Origin of the sequence: Mesorhizobium sp. M0340 (assembly GCF_040321535.1) — a bacterium.
Taxonomy (GTDB): domain Bacteria; phylum Pseudomonadota; class Alphaproteobacteria; order Rhizobiales; family Rhizobiaceae; genus Mesorhizobium.
Genome location: NZ_JAMYRR010000014.1, coordinates 173115 through 190509, shown reverse-complemented (window position 1 = coordinate 190509; position 17395 = coordinate 173115). Strand labels below are relative to the sequence as shown.

18 protein-coding genes and 3 pseudogenes are annotated in these 17395 nt (G+C 61.4%); 15 read left to right on the top strand and 6 right to left on the bottom strand.

Annotated elements, in window-relative coordinates; translation table 11 throughout:
• Window positions 1-548: 548 nt before the first annotated feature.
• On the bottom strand, window positions 549-851 hold the full coding sequence (locus tag NKI79_RS20825) for a PilZ domain-containing protein (RefSeq protein WP_502894293.1): 303 nt from the start codon (window positions 849-851) through the stop codon (window positions 549-551).
• Window positions 852-966: 115 nt separating this feature from the next.
• On the opposite strand from NKI79_RS20825, the pseudogene NKI79_RS20820 reads away from it, so the two are divergent.
• Window positions 967-1252: pseudogene (locus NKI79_RS20820) on the top strand (helix-turn-helix domain-containing protein); the annotation flags it as partial.
• Between the two features lie 96 nt (window positions 1253-1348).
• Here the strand turns inward: NKI79_RS20820 and NKI79_RS20815 are convergent.
• Window positions 1349-1627: pseudogene (locus NKI79_RS20815) on the bottom strand (SAM domain-containing protein); the annotation flags it as partial.
• 906 nt (window positions 1628-2533) lie between these two features.
• On the opposite strand from NKI79_RS20815, the gene NKI79_RS20810 reads away from it, so the two are divergent.
• From NKI79_RS20810 to NKI79_RS20775, 8 genes are all read left to right on the top strand, one after another.
• On the top strand, window positions 2534-3145 hold the full coding sequence (locus tag NKI79_RS20810) for a cupin domain-containing protein (protein WP_352803928.1): 612 nt from the start codon (window positions 2534-2536) through the stop codon (window positions 3143-3145).
• Window positions 3146-3261: 116 nt separating this feature from the next.
• Complete coding sequence (locus NKI79_RS20805) at window positions 3262-4200, top strand: ABC transporter substrate-binding protein (protein ID WP_352803927.1); 939 nt, start codon at window positions 3262-3264, stop codon at window positions 4198-4200.
• Window positions 4201-4275: 75 nt separating this feature from the next.
• Complete coding sequence (locus NKI79_RS20800) at window positions 4276-5073, top strand: ATP-binding cassette domain-containing protein (RefSeq protein ID WP_352803924.1); 798 nt, start codon at window positions 4276-4278, stop codon at window positions 5071-5073.
• The gene (locus tag NKI79_RS20795; protein ID WP_352803921.1) at window positions 5070-6074 is read left to right on the top strand and encodes an ABC transporter permease; all 1005 of its coding nucleotides are present in this window, start codon (window positions 5070-5072) and stop codon (window positions 6072-6074) included. Before NKI79_RS20800 ends, NKI79_RS20795 begins: the two co-directional genes overlap by 4 nt.
• A gap of 4 nt (window positions 6075-6078) precedes the next feature.
• Window positions 6079-7176 carry a phosphotriesterase family protein gene (locus NKI79_RS20790; RefSeq protein WP_352803918.1) on the top strand — a complete coding sequence of 366 codons (1098 nt, stop codon included), beginning with the start codon at window positions 6079-6081 and terminating at the stop codon, window positions 7174-7176.
• A gap of 18 nt (window positions 7177-7194) precedes the next feature.
• Window positions 7195-7965, top strand: a complete 771-nt coding sequence (locus NKI79_RS20785; RefSeq protein WP_352803915.1) for a glutamine amidotransferase — start codon at window positions 7195-7197, stop codon at window positions 7963-7965.
• 3 nt (window positions 7966-7968) lie between these two features.
• Window positions 7969-8877, top strand: a complete 909-nt coding sequence (locus NKI79_RS20780; protein ID WP_352803913.1) for a ribokinase — start codon at window positions 7969-7971, stop codon at window positions 8875-8877.
• Window positions 8874-9704: a BtpA/SgcQ family protein gene (locus tag NKI79_RS20775; RefSeq protein WP_352803911.1), complete on the top strand. Its 831-nt coding sequence runs from the start codon at window positions 8874-8876 to the stop codon at window positions 9702-9704. The genes NKI79_RS20780 and NKI79_RS20775 overlap by 4 nt, the downstream gene beginning before the upstream one ends.
• Window positions 9705-9744: 40 nt before the next feature.
• Here NKI79_RS20775 and NKI79_RS20770 read toward each other — a convergent pair whose 3' ends face one another.
• Together NKI79_RS20770 and NKI79_RS20765 are read right to left on the bottom strand one after the other, a co-directional pair.
• Window positions 9745-10131 (bottom strand): type II toxin-antitoxin system VapC family toxin, encoded by a 387-nt coding sequence (locus tag NKI79_RS20770; protein WP_254819822.1) that lies wholly within the window; start codon window positions 10129-10131, stop codon window positions 9745-9747.
• Window positions 10128-10373, bottom strand: a complete 246-nt coding sequence (locus NKI79_RS20765) for a type II toxin-antitoxin system Phd/YefM family antitoxin (RefSeq protein WP_254819821.1) — start codon at window positions 10371-10373, stop codon at window positions 10128-10130. The genes NKI79_RS20770 and NKI79_RS20765 overlap by 4 nt, the downstream gene beginning before the upstream one ends.
• A 227-nt stretch (window positions 10374-10600) precedes the next feature.
• Between NKI79_RS20765 and NKI79_RS20760 the strand changes: the two are divergent.
• A pseudogene (locus tag NKI79_RS20760) lies at window positions 10601-10687 on the top strand (transposase); the annotation flags it as partial.
• 35 nt (window positions 10688-10722) lie between these two features.
• Here NKI79_RS20760 and gfa read toward each other — a convergent pair.
• Together gfa and NKI79_RS20750 are read right to left on the bottom strand one after the other, a co-directional pair.
• The gene (gene gfa, locus NKI79_RS20755) at window positions 10723-11292 is read right to left on the bottom strand and encodes an S-(hydroxymethyl)glutathione synthase (RefSeq protein WP_352803907.1); all 570 of its coding nucleotides are present in this window, start codon (window positions 11290-11292) and stop codon (window positions 10723-10725) included.
• Window positions 11293-11362: 70 nt separating this feature from the next.
• Window positions 11363-12490 carry an S-(hydroxymethyl)glutathione dehydrogenase/class III alcohol dehydrogenase gene (locus tag NKI79_RS20750; RefSeq protein WP_352803905.1) on the bottom strand — a complete coding sequence of 376 codons (1128 nt, stop codon included), beginning with the start codon at window positions 12488-12490 and terminating at the stop codon, window positions 11363-11365.
• A 254-nt stretch (window positions 12491-12744) separates the two neighbouring features.
• Here NKI79_RS20750 and NKI79_RS20745 point away from each other — a divergent pair, with 254 nt between their 5' ends.
• The 5 genes from NKI79_RS20745 (at window position 12745) to NKI79_RS20725 (ending at window position 17376) form a co-directional block, all read left to right on the top strand.
• Window positions 12745-13995 carry a lanthanide ABC transporter ABC transporter substrate-binding protein PedA1 gene (locus tag NKI79_RS20745; RefSeq protein ID WP_352803903.1) on the top strand — a complete coding sequence of 417 codons (1251 nt, stop codon included), beginning with the start codon at window positions 12745-12747 and terminating at the stop codon, window positions 13993-13995.
• Window positions 13996-14016: 21 nt separating this feature from the next.
• A complete protein-coding gene (locus NKI79_RS20740; RefSeq protein WP_352803900.1) occupies window positions 14017-14988 on the top strand; it encodes a YVTN family beta-propeller repeat protein in 972 nt (323 codons plus the stop codon).
• Window positions 14989-15086: 98 nt separating this feature from the next.
• On the top strand, window positions 15087-15875 hold the full coding sequence (locus NKI79_RS20735; protein ID WP_352803898.1) for a lanthanide ABC transporter ATP-binding protein PedB/LutE: 789 nt from the start codon (window positions 15087-15089) through the stop codon (window positions 15873-15875).
• 41 nt (window positions 15876-15916) lie between these two features.
• Window positions 15917-16747, top strand: a complete 831-nt coding sequence (locus NKI79_RS20730; protein ID WP_352803957.1) for a lanthanide ABC transporter permease protein PedC — start codon at window positions 15917-15919, stop codon at window positions 16745-16747.
• The gene (locus NKI79_RS20725) at window positions 16747-17376 is read left to right on the top strand and encodes a hypothetical protein (RefSeq protein ID WP_352803896.1); all 630 of its coding nucleotides are present in this window, start codon (window positions 16747-16749) and stop codon (window positions 17374-17376) included. Before NKI79_RS20730 ends, NKI79_RS20725 begins: the two co-directional genes overlap by 1 nt.
• Window positions 17377-17395 lie beyond the last annotated feature (19 nt).

The following is a 17395-nucleotide window of genomic DNA, read 5'->3' as shown; positions in this document are numbered from 1 at the left end:
GCCGCTGTAATACCAGTAGGAAGTCTCAACGCCGAGACCCGCGCCGCCGACGACGATCGGCAACGACAGGGCAAAAATAGTGGCAACGTTGCCACTCTTGCCGGTTCGTCGCAGCCGGCAGACAAACCGCTTCAAGATACGGGCACCCAATTCCATGGAGATATTTGAAGCAAAGATGGGTGAAGGAACGACTAAGGATTTCACTCCATTTGAAATACACGCTCTTTAGCCCCGACCGGCACAAGTGCTTGGCGTTGAACGCGAAACTGGCAAGCCGGCATTCGCCCTCATGGGTGAGATCCGCACCCGAGCGATCCGCAAGCGGCTATGGAAGCGCGCTAGGAGCATCCTGGGCCGTCGCCAAAGCGCATGAAGCGCCCGGCTTGCCAGCCAGCGAGGCTGGTCAGGCTGCGTTCCCAGGAAGGTGATGGGAACTACTGGGGGCAAGGCGCACTAGCGACCTAGCAAATCTGCAAGCCCCGTCAATGATCAACCTTCGACGTTTCGCTGAAGCGCATTACGCTGAAGCGCGTTATTTATACCCCGCTCTATCCGTAATGGAGGCGGGGCTTCGGCTCAACGCCAGTGAATTGGACTCCGACCTTCTCGTTTTTGCGCCATCGCACAACAGATCGGTAAGCTACTCCGTCGACGGGAACGTACAGAAGAAACTCGGTCGGAATCCTTGTTTCGGCCGGCAACTTCAATTCTGCTCCGCTTGCATGCTGATTGCGCATGGTGCAGCTGATTTCAGAACTTGTGATGCTGATGATGATGGTCGCACGTTTCAAGACGCGTTGCCGATGATCACGACGAGGTTCCGCACCTTCAGGCAATGCTGGTTCCTCCAAGCGCTCCTGACCGCACGGCCTACCGTTATGGCCCTACGATTTGATTTCCATAGCACGATTGAAAGGTGCGGTGAATGAGCGACCCGAGACATAGGTGACGTTTTGTACCGGACCCATGGGTAACACTTTTGGCTTGGCGGAGGTGTTGACGCCTTGGAAAGAGTGTTCGGTGATGGAGGAGCGACTTCGTTTCGTGCCCCGCCTTCTCGATGGAGAAGGCATGAGCAACCTGTGCGCCGGGAGTTCGGCATCTCGCGTAAGACTGGGTACAAGATCTTCAGTCGCGAAGGATGAGGGCCTTGAGGCCCTAAGGGGCCGCTCGCGCCGGCCGGAACCAGTTGCCGGCCCACATCGAGCGGATGATCGTGGAGAGCAAGCGGGAGAAGCCGCACGGGGGCGCGTGTGGCCAGCCGAAGTAGCAAAGGACGCCCTCCCCTCCGCGTAGCCGCTTCGCTCGCCGGGAGTGGTTGGTCCGCCTGATGCGAGAGCTTAGCGATGGCGGTCAGGATCTTTTTCCGGTGACCGACAGATTTTATGCCAAGCTCCCGAAGATCATCGTCAGAGAGCTTAGGTAGAATTGCCGGATCAATGTCGTTGTCAATGAATGCGTCGGCTCGCCCTTTGGGCAGGTGCGGACGAGCTGCGTCCGCGCTGCACCAAAACGCTCCCAATCCAATTGCCCGAGCTGGCGGTCTTCCGTTGCGAGCGCCGCTGGCTGGAGCTGCGTTAAGTCGATCGGAGGCCAATGGTATTTTCAATGGAACGCTAATATACATGGAACCCCCAACGAGCAGCGCCTGCCAGATACTTGAGGAATGCCATGCGAAGGCTCATCTTCACGGCGATGTGTATCGCCGCCGCAACAGCCGCTAACGCCCATGATTGGTACGAAGATAAGATTGACCCGCAGACCAAATTCAAGTGCTGCGGCGGTTCAGATTGCCGCGCCATACCCCGGTCTTCGGTGCGGTCCAGGGTAGACGGCGGGTACACCTATTTGCCGCATAATTTCACCATCCCACGGGACCGTGTACAGGAATCCCCGGACGGTCAATACCACATATGCGAAAATAAATATGCTGTAACCAATCAGCTGTATTGGCGTTGCTTCTTCGCACCTCGTGTAGATGTCTCCATACTTCTAAAGCGTTAATTGGTCGCCGCTTCCGCAATTCACTTCCGCAAGGCGCTAGTCCATTAGTTCTGTTGGACTTTCTTCAAAATTGACGAAGCTCAAGCGCGCGACTGCCCCAGGGATTTCACTGGATACGTCGCGGCTATCGAGAGCCTGCGCGCCCTGGGCGTAACTCCATGGGGCGCTGCCCGGGTGACTTCTGGGCGCGCTCCGCAATTCGGTGACAGTCCAGATTTTATCGTGTCGGCGCGGCCGTGATTGTGTAGGTTGGCTGCGTGGCCCGCCTTGCCGGCATTGTCGTTCCAAGTCCACTCGCCACGTGACACAAACGCGGTAACGGCTGGCGATTTCGACCACGATGGACAGCCAAGCGATAGGGGATAACTGGCGCGGGATCATCAGCACGGTTCATGCGGGAGCGGCATTCGCCGGATGCGGCAGCTGCGCCTGAAGTCTCGAATTTGACGCATCAGCACTTGCAAATCGTCGGCCGAGGTCTTTTGCTCGCGCGATAGTTGCCCTTGACCGTTGAATGGTTGGCGAACAGATGAACAAGATCGATCGACGGCGGCCAGAATCAGAAACGGACGCCACCGTAAATGCCGCGAGACTTGGAACTCGGCTGCGTCTCGCCCGCCAGACACGCGGCATGACGCTGAAGACGCTGGCCGCGGCTGCGAATTGCTCGGAAAGCCTGCTGTCCAAGATCGAGAACGGTAAGGCTTCGCCGTCCCTGCCCATGCTTCACCGTCTGGTCGAGGTTCTCGACACCAACATCGGCTGGATGTTCGAGCAAGTCGACGACGACGAGGCGATCGTATTCCGGGCGGGCGCGAGGCCTTTGATTGCGCTCGACGCGCTACGGCGCGGCGAAGGAATTTCGCTCGAACGCATCATTCCATATTCGCCTGGCCACCTCTTACAATGCAACATCCATCACATCGAGGCGGAGGGATCGAGCGAAGGTCCGATCCAGCATGCCGGCGAGGAAGTCGGCTATGTGCTCGCCGGCCGAATCGAGTTGATCGTCGACGGCAAGAGCCATGCTCTCGTCACGGGTGATGCCTTCGTGTTCAGGTCGGAGCTGCCGCATCATTACCGCAACATCGGCGAGGAACGCGCCAGCATTTTCTGGGTCAATACGCCGGCGACTTTCTGAGCAACGCTCGGCGTTCATTTGGATTGACAAATATTCAAGTCTCTTGAATGGTTGCCTCGTGCCTGTAGCACCAACGGGACCAGCCGAGGTCTGGTCCGCAAGCAAGGGGAACCGAAATGCGTCTGTTCAAACTTCTCGCCGGCTGTGCCGCCGCCATTGCCATGGGCTCGGCAGCCATGGGATCGGCGCTTGCCGATACGTTCGCTCTCGTCAACATCAACCAGCAGGCCCTGTTCTTCAACCAGATCAACGAGGGCGCGCAAAAGGCAGCCGACGCCGCCGGCGCCAAGCTGGTCATCTTCAACGCGAATAATGTGCCGAGCGCGCAGAACGACGCGATCGAGAACTACATCACGCAGAAAGTCGACGGCATCATTCTAGTCGCCATCGACGTCAACGGCGTCAAGCCTGCGATCACCGCAGCCAAGGCGGCCGGCATTCCCGTCATAGCCATCGACGCGCAGATCCCCGACGGCGACAATATTTCGTTCATCGGCGTCGACAACACCAAGGCCGGCGAGGACATCGGCAAATTCTACGCCGACTATGTGAAGACCGGGATGGGCGGCAAGGCCAAGATCGGTATCGTGGGCGCACTCAATTCATTCATCCAGAACCAGCGGCTCGACGGCTTCAAGAAGGCGGTGACCGAAAGCGGCCAGGCCGTCACCTTCCTCGACACGGTCGACGGCCAGAACGTTCAGGAGACCGCGTTGAGCGCTTCGGAAAACCTGATGACTGCCAATCCGGACATGAACTCGCTCTATGCAACCGGAGAGCCGGCCTTGCTCGGCGCAGTTTCGGCCGTGACCAGCCAGGGCCGCACCGGCGACGTCAAGGTGTTCGGCTGGGATCTGACCAAGCAGGCCGTTCAGGGCATCGACGACGGCTGGGTGGTCGCGGTCGTGCAGCAGGATCCAGCCGGCGAAGGCAAGGCTGCGGTCGAAGCGCTGGGCAAGCTCAAGAAGGGCGAGAAAATCGATCCGATCATCAACATCCCGGTGACGATCGTGACCAAGAAGAATGTCGACCAATACCGCGCGATGTTCAAGTAAACTGCGTCGGCGACCGGGCCGCGGCGCCGCCTGAGGCTGCGCCGCGGGGCACCTTGCAATCGCGTGGAATCCCAGATGAGCAGTGGCCAGACCTATCGGGTGCGGATGAGCGGCATCTCAAAGCGCTACAACGCCATCCAGACGCTCGATGACGTATCGCTGACGCTGAAGCCGGGCGAGGTGCTGGGGCTGGTCGGCGACAATGGCGCGGGCAAGTCGACATTGAGCAAGGTGCTGTCGGGGGCAGTGGTTCCCGACGCCGGCACCATCGAGATCGACGGCAAGCCGGTGATCTTCAGCTCGCCGGCGGACGCGCGTGCGGCGCGCGTCGAGATGGTCTACCAGGACCTGTCGCTGTGCGACACGGTCGACGTCGCCGGCAATCTGTTTCTCGGCCGCGAGCCGCGCCGCCGCATCGCAGGCATTTCCTTTCTCGACAAAAAGCGCATGCATGACGAGACGCGCCAGATGCTCGATCGGCTCGGCATCGTCATTGCCGACACGCGACTCAAGGTCGAAAACCTCTCCGGCGGGCAGCGCCAGTCGATCGCGATCGGCCGTGCCGCCTCGTTCGAGCCGGCCGTGCTGATCATGGACGAGCCGACGGCAGCGCTTGCCGTGGCCGAAGTCGAGGCGGTGCTCGAACTGATCCGTGCGGTCAGTGCGCGCGGTGTCAGCGTCATCCTGATCACCCACCGGCTGCAGGATCTGTTCCTCGTCTGCGACCGCATCCAGGTTATGTACGAAGGGCGCAACGTAGCCGAGCGGCTGATCGGCGAGACCAACATCGAGGACGTGGTCAATCTGATCGTCGGCCGCAAGTTCAGTGCGCGTTCCGCCACCAACGGCTACCGCGGTGGAGGGCCGGCATGAGCGACGCGATCCACGCCGCCCAGCCCTCACGTGTGCGCAAGGGCACCTGGCGCGATGCGCTCCTCGCCAATGGCAGTGTCGTCTCGATCGCGCTGTTCTTTCTGGTCGTCTGCATCATCTTCTCGGTTGCGACCGACGCGTTTCTGACATCGCCCAATCTGTTGAACATCCTGCGGCAGTCGGCGCCGCTGCTGATCGTTGCCGCGGCAATGACTTTCGTCATCACCACCGGCGGCATCGATCTGTCGGTCGGCTCCGTGCTGGCGCTGGTGGCGACGCTGTCGGCGACACTTTTGCAGCTTGGCCTGCCGTGGCCAGTCGTTATCCTCGTCATGCTCGCGCTCGGTGCCCTGCTTGGCGCGGTGCAGGGCTATTTCGTCGCCTATGAGGGCATCCCGTCCTTCATCGTCACGCTTGCCGGGCTTTCGGTGATCCGGGGCTTGGCGCTGCTGATCACAGGCGGCTATTCCATCCCCATCGAGCCCGGAAGCGCTTTCACAGTGCTGGGCCGCGCCTGGTTTCTTGGCGTGCCGGTGCCGGCGCTGATCGCGCTGGCGATCCTGGCCATCGCCTATCTCGCCTTCAACGAGACGCCGTTCGGCCGCTATGTCACCGGCATCGGCGCCAACGCCGAGGCGGTGCGGCGTGCCGGCGTCAACACGAGGCAGACGACGCTCTTCGTCTATGTGATTTCCGCCACCGCGGCGGCCCTTGCCGGCATCATCATTGCTGCCCGGCTTGGATCGGGATCTTCAAATGCCGGACAGGGTTTCGAGCTGGAAGTCATCGCCGCCGTCGTGCTCGGCGGCACCAGCCTGTTCGGCGGCCGTGGAACCATCATCGGCACGGTGCTCGGCGCGCTGACCGTGGCCGTCATCGGCAACGGCCTGATCCTGGCGCATCTGTCGCCCTTCCTGACGCCGATCGTCACCGGAACGATCATCCTGATCGCCATCTGGCTGAACTTCCGCCTGTTCCGCGGCGCCGTGCGGAGCCGTTGAGCCGATGAGTGGTCTGTTCGATGACGCAGCGCCCAGGCAGCGGTTGCCAATCGGGGTCGAAACCGGCCAAGTGATGACCGTGCTCGGCCCGGTTCCGGTCGAGGAGATGGGGATAACGCTGATGCACGAGCACATATTGCTCGACGGCGCGCGCAGCTGGAAATGCCCCTACCATCCCGATGACATGGCGATCGCCGAGCAGCCGGTGAACATCGAGATCATCGGCGAATTGCGCATGAACCCTTACGTCAACCGCGACAATGTCTCGCTCGACGACGCCGACCTGGCGCTGTCGGAACTGCAGCGCTATCGCGCGCTGGGCGGCCACACCGTCGTCGACGCCACCAATATCGGCATCGGCCGTGACCCCGAAAAGCTTGCCCGCATCAGCCGCATGTCCGGCCTCAAGATCGTCATGGGCACCGGCTTCTATCTCGAGCATACCCATCCCGAATGGCTGAAGGCCATGGATGTCGACGGCGTGACCGAGTTCATCGTCAACGATGTCGGCGGCGGCGAGACGCAGCCGCCGATCATGGCCGGGCTGATCGGCGAGGTCGGCGTCAGCAAGGATTTCACCGCCGAGGAACGCAAGTCGCTGCGAGCTTCGGCGCGCGCTTCGCGCATCACCGGCGTGCCGCTGTCGATCCATCTGCCTGGCTGGGAGCGACTGGCGCACGACGTGCTCGATACCGTGGAGGCCGAGGGCGCCGATCTCCGCCACACGGTGCTCTGCCACATGAACCCGAGCCACGACGATCCCGATTACCAGAAAAGCCTCGCCCGGCGCGGCGCGTTCCTCGAATACGACATGATCGGCATGGACTATTATTATGCCGACCAGGACGCGCAATCGCCCTCCGACGAGGAGAATGCACGCGCCATCGCCGCTCTTGTCGAGGCCGGCTTCGGCGACCGCCTGCTATTGTCGCAGGATGTGTTCCTCAAGATCATGCTGACGCGCTTCGGCGGCTTCGGCTATGGCTATATCCTGAAGCATTTCATACCGCGCCTGAAACGGCATGGCGTCGAACAGGCGGCCATCGACCGCATGCTGATCGCCAATCCGAAGAGCGTGTTCGCGCGGCTCCAAGCGGCCTAGACTTACGACGGAGTTCAAATGTCCAAGAAGAAGATCCTGCTTGCCGGCGAATCCTGGGTGTCGACCGCGACCCACATCAAGGGTTTCGACCAGTTCCCGACTGTCACCTATCACACCGGCGCCGACGAATTGCTGGGCGCGCTCAAGGCGACCGATTTCGACGTCACCTTCATGCCGGCGCATGAGGCGCAGCGCGGCTTTCCTCAGACGATGGAGGCGCTGTCGGCCTATGATGCGGTCGTGCTCTCCGACATTGGCGCCAACACGCTGCTGCTGCATCCCGACACCTGGGTCCACTCCAAGCCGACGCCGAACCGCCTGCGCCTGCTCCGAGATTACGTCAGCGGCGGCGGCGGTCTGTTGATGTTCGGCGGTTACTACAGCTTCCAGGGCATCAATGGCGGCGCGCGCTACCGCAAGACGCCAATCGAGGACGTGCTGCCGGTGAACTGCCTGGCCTACGACGATCGCGTCGAGGTTCCCGAAGGCTTTGCCCCGGTGCCGAAACCAGGGTCGACACATCCTATCCTCAGGGGCCTCGGTTCGGACTGGCCGATCCTGCTCGGCTTCAACGAGGTGACACTGAAGGACGATGCGGAAGTTCTGGCCAGCGTATCGTCGGATTATGGTTCGCTGCCGCTGCTTGTCACCGGCCACTACGGCAAGGGCCGCACCGTGGCCTGGACATCCGATGTCGGGCCGCATTGGCTGCCGCCGCAATTCATCGCCTGGCCACGTTACAAGACCCTGTTCGAACAGATGCTGGGCTGGGCGACCGGCGAGAGCTGAGCCATGCATGTCCATGTCGTCGGCAATGCCTGCATCGATACCATGTTTCGCGTCGGCCGCCTCCCTGCCGCGGGCGAGACTTTGAATGCCGTGAGCTATGCCGACGGGCTCGGCGGCAAGGGTGCCAACCAGGCGGTCGCAGCAGCGCGGACTGGTGCAGAAGTGACGTTCTGGACGGCGCTCGGCAAGGACCGCGAAGGCACATGGATCAGGAGCCGCCTCAACAGCGAATTGTCAGACCTTGAGGTCAGCGAATTCGAGCTGCCGAGCGACCGCTCGACCATCGTCGTCGATCAAGGCGGCGAGAATTTCATTGTCAGCGGCGTTGCCTGCAGCGAAGCGTTCGATCCGGTGGCGCAAACAGCACTTGTCCGCTGGATCGCTCCCGGCGACATCCTCGTCTGCCAGGGAAATTTGCGTGCCGCCGCGACCGATGCCAGCCTCAGAGCAGCAAAGGAAAGCGGCGCACGCACCGTTCTCAACGCCAGCCCGATCGATGCGGCATCCGTTCCCGATCTTGGCCTGGCGGAGTTTTTGGTTGTCAACCAATCCGAGGCGAAAACCCTGACCGGCCGGGATGACATGATAGCAGCCGCCGGCGCGCTGGTGGCCAAAGGTGCAGGCACCGTCGTCATCACGCTCGGCGCCGCAGGCTGTCTCGTGCTTGGCCCGGGCCAGGAAGAGCCGCTTCGTTTGCCGGCGCCGCAGGTCGAGGCGCTCGACACCAGCGGCGCTGGCGATGTGTTCTGCGGCTGTCTCGCCGGCGGGCTTGCCCGGGGCATGTTGGTTACCTCGGCGCTGGAGCTTGCGCTGGCGGCCGCCGCAATCGCCGTGACACGGCCGGGCACGCTGGCATCCTGTCCTTCCGCCTCCGAGATGGCGGTGCTCATCGATCAAATGGAGCTCTCATGACCCAGATCGGCCAATCCGACGGCGACGCACTCTTGCACCTTTTCGGCCGCACCAAGGTGGTGATCGGCGTCGTTCACCTGGCGCCCCTGCCCGGCGCGCCGCGCTATGACGGCGAGGCCGTGGAAGTGATCTACCAGCGCGGGCTCGATGACGCCAAAGCCTATCTCGACGGCGGCTGCGACGGCGTCATCGTCGAGAACCATGGCGACATCCCTTTCGCCAAGCCTGACGATATCGGGCCGGAGACGGCGGCCTATATGGCGGTCGTTTCCGACCGCATCCGCCGCGAGCTCGGCAGACCGGTCGGCATCAACGTGCTGGCCAATGCCGCGATCCCGGCTTTGGCGATCGCCAGCGCTGCCGGCGCCGGTTTCGTCCGCGTCAATCAATGGGCGAACGCCTATGTCGCCAATGAGGGTTTTGTCGAAGGCGAGTCGGGCCGCGCGGCGCGCTACCGCGCCAGGCTGCGCGCCAACGGCATTCGCATCTTCGCCGATGCCCATGTCAAACACGGCGCACATGCCATCGTCGCCGACCGTCCGGTGGAGGAACTAGTCAAGGATCTGGTCTTCTTCGATGCCGATGCCATCATCGCGACCGGCCAGCGCACCGGCCACGCCGCGGATTTGGGCTACATAAGCATGATCAAGCAGGCCGCCGGCCTGCCGACGCTGGTCGGAAGCGGTGTCACGGCGGACAATGCCAAGGATATCCTCGCCATTGTCGACGGGGTCATCATCGCCAGCGCGCTGAAGCACGACGGCGTCTGGTGGAACCAGGTCGACTCTGCTCGAGTAAAGGCGTTCATGGGTGGTCTGAAGCGATAGCTGACTTCAACCGCTTAGCCCACCGCCCGGGCCACCTCTGTCAGAGACGACGGACAGGCCCAGGATACTGCGCGACCAGATCGTCGATGGTCAGCAATGTGATGCCTTCCACAATCGATTGAGCAATCAGGATCCGATCGAAGGGGTCCTTGTGGATGGGTGGAAGCCCATCCACCGCAATGGCATGCTCGCCGGTGATTGGCAGCTCATGATAGCCATTGTCTATCAGCCCCCGACGTAAAAGACGCGCATCGACCCTAAAGTCAGGGCGGCCCAGACCGCGTTTGATGGCAATCTCCCAGAGGCTTGCGGCGCTGAAAGTCAGGTGGTTGTCGACATTCTCGATTTCGGCGAGGGCGGCGGACGGCAGCTTCTCGGGCTCGCCCGCCGCCCAGAGCAGAAGATGGGTATCGAGCAGAAGTTTCATGCATCGCCGCCAAACAGCTTCTCGATTTCCTCAGCGGCCATCCGATCAAAGTCGTCCGGAACTGAAAACTGCCCGGCCATAAACCCAACGCGACGCATTTCGCCGGCCGCAGGTGCGTTTATGGCAACGACCTTGACCATCGGCTTGCCGGATTTCGCGATAATGAAGGATTCGCCTTTGGCCGCCCTGTCGATAAGACGAGACAGATGCGTCTTGGCCTCGTGAATATTGACGGTGCGCATTGCGGGCTCCTGACTTAGTCTATGAAACTTAGTCTATGAAACTTAGTCTAATTGGGCCCGATCTTCAAGTGTCTGTCTCTCCGCGAATAGGATGGGAACCAATTGCCCATTCCCTCGACCAAAAGCCGTGGCCGATCTTCGCGCTGGGCGGAGGCCAATGGCGCAATCGATGCGATTGAAATGGGCAATGCCTGAAAACTGGGGCGTCGAGGCCTACGCTCTCGACGCCCCGCATCGGCATCACCGCCGTTCTCCACACGCAGGGCTCCGCGATGACCCACCGTCCGCACCTGCAAGTGATCGTGCCGGGCGGCTTCGCCCGGCTCGATCGATGATAGTCGAGCGGCTACTAGGCCGGCAATGCGCCGGATCTCTTGGCCGTCCAGGTGGCGATATAGTCCATCAGGCCAGGATTGAGGCAATCATAAGGTTCGAGCCCGATCGACTTCAGCTGTGATCGGATACCATCCATGCGGCTCGGATCGACACCGGATTCGATGATCGACGAGACAAAGGCGGTGAAGCCCGGAGGCGACCAGCCATCCTCCTGGAAGCGTTCCGGATGGATGAAGGACAGCCCCTTGAAAGCGTGGTCGCGCTCGACCGGGCCGTGCATGTGGACGCCGCAGCCGGTGCAGGCATGGCGCAGGATCAGCGCGCCCGGATCGACCACCTTCAGCTTGTCGCCGTTTTCGGTCACCGTCACGTCGTTTGTGGCGGCAACCGCCACGACCGAGAACAGCGCGCCTTCCGGCTTCCAGCATTTGGTGCAGCCGCAGGCATGGTTGTGGGCGATCTGGCCCTTGACCTTCACCTTGACCGGGTTGCTGGTGCATGCGCAGACCAGCGTGCCGCCGGCAAAGCCGGGCTTTTCCCGTGGCAATCCATTGTCGATTTTAGGATGCAGTTTTTCCGGCATTTTTGTCTCCTCCCGTGTTGAACATGTGCATTTTCGGCCGCTGGCTGGTTAGCCGGCGGCTTTCTCCTCCTCAGTAAACCACCACGCTCCTGATCGACTTGCCTTCATGCATCAGGTCGAAGCCCTTGTTGATGTCCTCGAGCTTCAGCGTGTGGGTGATCATCGGATCGATCTCGATCTTGCCGGCCATGTACCAGTCGACGATCTTCGGCACGTCGGTGCGGCCGCGCGCGCCGCCGAAGGCGGTGCCCATCCAGGTGCGGCCGGTGACCAGCTGGAACGGCCGCGTCGAGATCTCCTGGCCGGCGCCGGCAACGCCGATGATGACCGACTTGCCCCAGCCGCGATGCGACGCTTCAAGCGCCTGGCGCATGACCTTGGTGTTGCCGGTGCAGTCGAAGGTGTAGTCGGCGCCGCCGATCTGGTCGGCGCCGCGCTTGGTCATGTTGACGAGATGGGCCACGATGTCGCCGTCGATCTCCTTCGGATTGACGAAATGCGTCATGCCGAATTTCTCGCCCCATTCTCGTCTGTCGTTGTTCACATCGACGCCGATGATCATGTCGGCGCCGGCAAGCCGCAATCCCTGGATGACGTTGAGGCCGATGCCGCCGAGGCCGAACACAACCGCCGTCGCGCCTTGCTCGACCTTGGCCGTGTTGATCACAGCACCGATGCCGGTGGTGACGCCGCAGCCGATGTAGCAGATCTTGTCGAAGGGCGCGTCGGCATTGACCTTGGCCACCGCGATCTCGGGCAGCACGGTGAAGTTGGAAAAGGTCGAGCAGCCCATATAGTGGAACAGCCTGTCCTTGCCGATCGAGAAGCGCGAGGTGCCGTCGGGCATCAGGCCCTGTCCCTGCGTGGCGCGGATGGCGGTGCACAGATTGGTCTTGCGCGACAGGCAGGACGGGCACTGCCGGCATTCCGGCGTATAGAGCGGGATGACATGGTCGCCCTTCCTGACCGAGGTGACGCCCTTGCCGACGTCGACGACGATGCCGGCGCCCTCATGGCCGAGGATCGCCGGAAACAGGCCTTCGGGGTCGGCGCCCGACAGCGTGAACTCGTCGGTGTGGCAGATGCCGGTTGCCTTGATCTCGACCAGCACCTCGCCATCGCGAGGACCCTCGAGGTCGACCTCCATGATCTCCAGCGGCTTTCCGGCGGCGACGGCAACAGCGGCGCGCGTTTTCATCAGGCAATCCTCCCAAGACAACCCATAGAGTTTCACATTCCGGCATTGCTGCGGATCATCTCGGAGTCGAAGACCGCAACACGCTCATTCATCGCCGTATTCCCACGAAAAGGCATAGGACTAAAGCAGACACGCAAGTCCACTTGCAGGCTTTGATAAATCTTGTGGGGTCCGCTAAGCTCATTGTGGGCACCTTGAATTCGCGCTGGTCCGGGAACAATCGGACTTTAGTGCAAGAACAGGCAGTTTTATCGATGACGAGCGCGGTGCCAGGCACTCTCGCGGCCTTTTTGTGCCTATTTTTCCAGACCGCCGACATTGCGGACGTGGTGGCCCAGGAAGTGACGGGCAAGCAACCGGTCGCAACCGACAGGCCGGACAGAAAGATAACCGAAATCAGAATAGGTTATTTGCGGGCCTACGCGCCGCAACTGGCGCTTTCCCTGCTGGACCTGCCGCCACGCGACGAAGGTGTTGCCGGCGCCAATGTGGCGATCGGCGACAACAATACGACAGGGAAGTTCCTCAGCCAGAAGTTCAGCCTCGACATAACCGAGGTCAAGCCGGACGCCGACGCGGTCCAAGCCTTCAACGATCTGATTGCCAAAGGTGACCGCTATGTTGTCGCGGACCTCTCGGCCAGGCAATTGCTGTCGATCGCGGACATCGCCCGCGACAAGGGCGTTCTGATCTTCAATGTCGGTGCTACCGACGACAGCCTGCGCGAGGAAGACTGCCGCATAAATATTTTCCATATCGCGCCGACGCGAAGCATGCTGGCTGACGCGCTGGCGCAGTATCTCGTGGTAAAGAAATGGCCGAATTGGGTGCTGCTCTACGGTTCGCATGAGCAGGATCATCTCTACGCGGACGCGTTGCGCCACGCGGCGGCCCGCTTCGGCGGTCAGATCGTCGCCGAGAAGGAGTTCAAAGACACCGGCACGGCGCGCCGCACCGACACCGGTGCCACGCAGATACAGCAGCAGATTTCCGTGTTCACGCAGGATCTGCCGGAGCATGACGTGGTGCTTGTCGCCGATGAGAGCGAGGTGTTCGGAACTTATGTGCCCTACCGCACCTGGACACCGCGGCTGGTCGCCGGCACGGCGGGCCTTGTCGCGTCGTCCTGGCATCCCGCGAGCGAGCAATGGGGCGGCATCCAGATGCAGAGCCGTTTCCTGAGGACGACCGGTCGGCGAATGCTGTCCAAGGACATGTCGGCCTGGACGGCGGTGCGGGTGGTGGGCGAAGCCAGCACGCGGACCAATGGCGACGATCCGAAGAAGATCGGCGACTACATCCGCTCGGACGATTTCTCGGTCGCCGCCTTCAAGGGACAGAAGCTGACCTTCCGCAAGTGGAACCATCAGCTTCGCCAGCCAATCCTGCTCGGCGACACCAAATCCGTCGTCTCGACATCGCCACAGGAGGGTTATCTCCACCAGATCTCCGAGCTCGATACGCTCGGTATCGATCAGCCGGAAACGAAATGCGTTCTTAAGTAGAACCAATCGGGAGGAATCTTCGTGCAGAGACGAGCTTGCGCACTCGCCATTCTCGCAACCGGCTTCATGGCCAATCCGGCGTGGGCTTACACCGTTTACGTCTCCAACGAGAAAGACAATACGATAACGGTCGTCGACACGGCGACGATGCAAGTGGTGAAGACCATCGAAGTCGGCCAGAGGCCGCGCGGTATCACCATCTCGCATGACGGCAGGTTCATCTATTTGTGCGCCAGCGATGACGATACGATCGAAATCATCGATACCGGGACGCTGCAGATTGTGGGCACGCTGCCATCCGGCCCGGATCCCGAACTGTTCGTGCTTTCGCCCGACGGCACCACGCTCTACGTCGCCAACGAGGACGACAATCTCGTCACCGCGATCAACATCGAGAGCAAGCAGGTCATGACCGAGATTCCCGTTGGGGTGGAACCTGAAGGCATGGCTATCAGTCCCGATGGCAAAACCATGGTCAACACCTCCGAAACCACCAGCATGGCGCATTTTATCGACACCGACAGCCATGAGGTGACCGACAATGTCCTGGTCGACACGCGTCCGCGCTTTGCGCAATTCAAGCCCGACGGATCACAGATCTGGGTCAGCGCCGAAATCGGCGGCACCGTCAGCGTCATCGACAGTCTCAAGCGCGAGGTGGTGAAGAGGATCCAGTTCGCGATTGCGGGACTGCGGCCCGAAACCATCCAGCCGGTGGGCATCGCCATCAGCGCCGACGGCAAGAAAGCCTATGTCGCGCTCGGCCCGGCGAACCATGTCGCCGTGATCAATACCGAAACCTACGAGGTGGAAAAATACATCCTGGTTGGCCAACGCGTCTGGCATCTCGACTTCACACCTGATCAGAAGACGCTGATCACCACCAACGGTAATTCCAACGACATCACCTTCATCGACACGGCGACGGACGAGCCGGTTCAATCGGTAACGGTCGGCCAGCAGCCTTGGGGCGTGGCCATATCGCCCCATTAGACCGCAGCGATTATCAGGGAGGCCACCATGACAAATCTTTGCCGCGGGGATGTTGCAGGCCCACGAGAAAACCAGCGCGCCCCCAAGGAGCCAGCGGCATGCGGCATGTGAGGACAAGCGGACCTGGAGAGGAGGTGGCGGCACTCGACGTTGCTGGCGTCAGCCATTCTTATGGTACGAAGCGGGCGCTCAACGACGTCTCATTCTCGATCGCGCCAGGAACTTTCACCGTTCTGCTCGGCCTCAATGGCGCCGGCAAGACAACTTTGTTCTCGCTGATCAGCCATCTTTACGGCACGCGCCGCGGATCGATCCGCATCTTCGGCCATGACGTCAGCCGCGCTTCGGGCGAAGCGCTCAGGCGTGTCGGCATCGTGTTCCAGGCACGCACGCTCGACCTCGACCTCAGCGTCCACCAGAACCTCTCCTACCACGCCTCATTGCATGGCATCGGCGGACACCAAGCCCGGCAGCGCATTGCCGCGCTGCTCGATACAGTCAACATGCAGGGCCGCCAGCATGACAAGGCACGCAGTCTTTCCGGCGGCCAAATGCGGCGCATCGAGATCGCGCGGGCGCTGCTCCACCGCCCTTCCCTGCTGCTGCTCGACGAGGCGACGGTCGGTCTCGATATCCAGTCGCGTGCGGGCATTTTGGCCACCATTCGCAAACTCGTCGAAACCGAGGGCATCGGTGTGCTGTGGGCGACGCACCTGATCGATGAGGTCGAAGACGGCGACCATGTCGTCGTGCTGCGGCAGGGCGACCTGGTTGCCAATGGTAAGGTCGCCGACGTCGTTGCGGCGAGCGGTGCCAGTTCGATCCGCGACGCCTTTTCCAGGCTCAACCGCATCGATACAAGCGGCATCGCGGAGATGTCGCCATGAGCGCTCCCGCAATGCCCGCAAAAGTCGCGACCCTCACGCCGATGAGTTTCGAACAATTTGGGCTCCGTCACTACCTCGCTTGCCTAAAAGGGATCGTCGTGCGGGAGTGCCTGCGCTTCCTGCATCAGCGCGAGCGCTTCATATCCTCGCTGGTTCGGCCGCTCGTCTGGCTGTTCATTTTTGCCGCCGGATTCCGGCAGGTGCTCGGTGTATCGATCATCCCGCCCTACAAGACCTACGTGCTCTACGAGGTCTATATCACGCCGGGCCTGTGCGGCATGATTCTGCTGTTTTCGGGCATGCAGTCTTCGCTGTCGATGGTCTATGACCGCGAAATGGGCAACATGCGCACCCTGTTGGTCAGCCCCTTCCCGCGTTGGTTTTTACTGATCTCGAAGATGCTCGCCGGTGTCGCCGTGTCGATCGCGCAGGTTTACGCGTTCCTGATCGTTGCCTGGTTCTGGGGCGTCAAGGCACCGCCGCTTGGCTATCTCACCGTGCTGCCGGCGCTGTTCCTGTCGGGCATGATGCTGTGCGCGCTCGGCATGCTTCTGTCTTCGATGATCAAGCAGCTCGAAAACTTCGCTGGCATCATGAACTTCGTCATCTTTCCCGGCTATTTCGCTTCTCCGGCACTCTATCCCTTGTGGCGTATCCAGGAGGCTAGCCCCCTGCTCTACAAGATCTGCCTCGCCAATCCGTTTACTTACGCCGTCGAACTGATCCGCTTCGCCTTCTACGGACAGGTTGAGTGGCTGTCGCTGGGCGTCGTTGCCGGCTGCACGCTGCTGTTCCTTGCCGCCGCCATCATCGCCTATGACCCTTCGCGCGGCCTGATGACCCGCAAACAGGACACGGGAGGAAATACCTGATGGCACGAATGAGGCTTGTTCGCGGCCTGGCTCTGGTTGCCATGCTCGCGCCGGGCATCACCGCCATGGCAGCCAACCCCGATCCAGACTGGCCCTGCATGCAGCGCAAGGTGCCGCAACTCTCGCTCGGCCAGATCTGGAACGGACCGGACCTTCCTTCAGCCGCGGAGGACTGGTCGAAGGACCCCACGATCTCCGCCCTGATCGAGGAAGTGGCAGCTCGCCGGATGCCGATTGCCGAAGCTCAAAAGAAGATCAGGGATTTCGCGGCCTCCTTGCCGGCAGAACAGCTTGCACCCAAAATGGCGATGCTGGTGCAAGGCATGTTCGATCACCTGGACGCCGAGCGCTCGCAGGTGATTTCGGGCATTTCCCGCTACGCCCGCAAGCAGCTCGAAATGGCCGCCGCGTTGCGGAAGGAAGGGTCCGATGTCGATGCGTTGCGGGCAAAGCCGGATGCAGATCCCGAAGAGATCGATCGGCGAACCGAAAAGCTGAAATTCGCAACGCGAATTTTCAATGAACGCGTCCAATCACTGACTTACGTCTGTGAAGTGCCGACGATCATCGAGCAGCGGCTTTACCAATTGTCCAAGGTCGTCTCGGAAACGCTCGGCGCGAAGAAATAGAACCCCATTCGATTGCGGA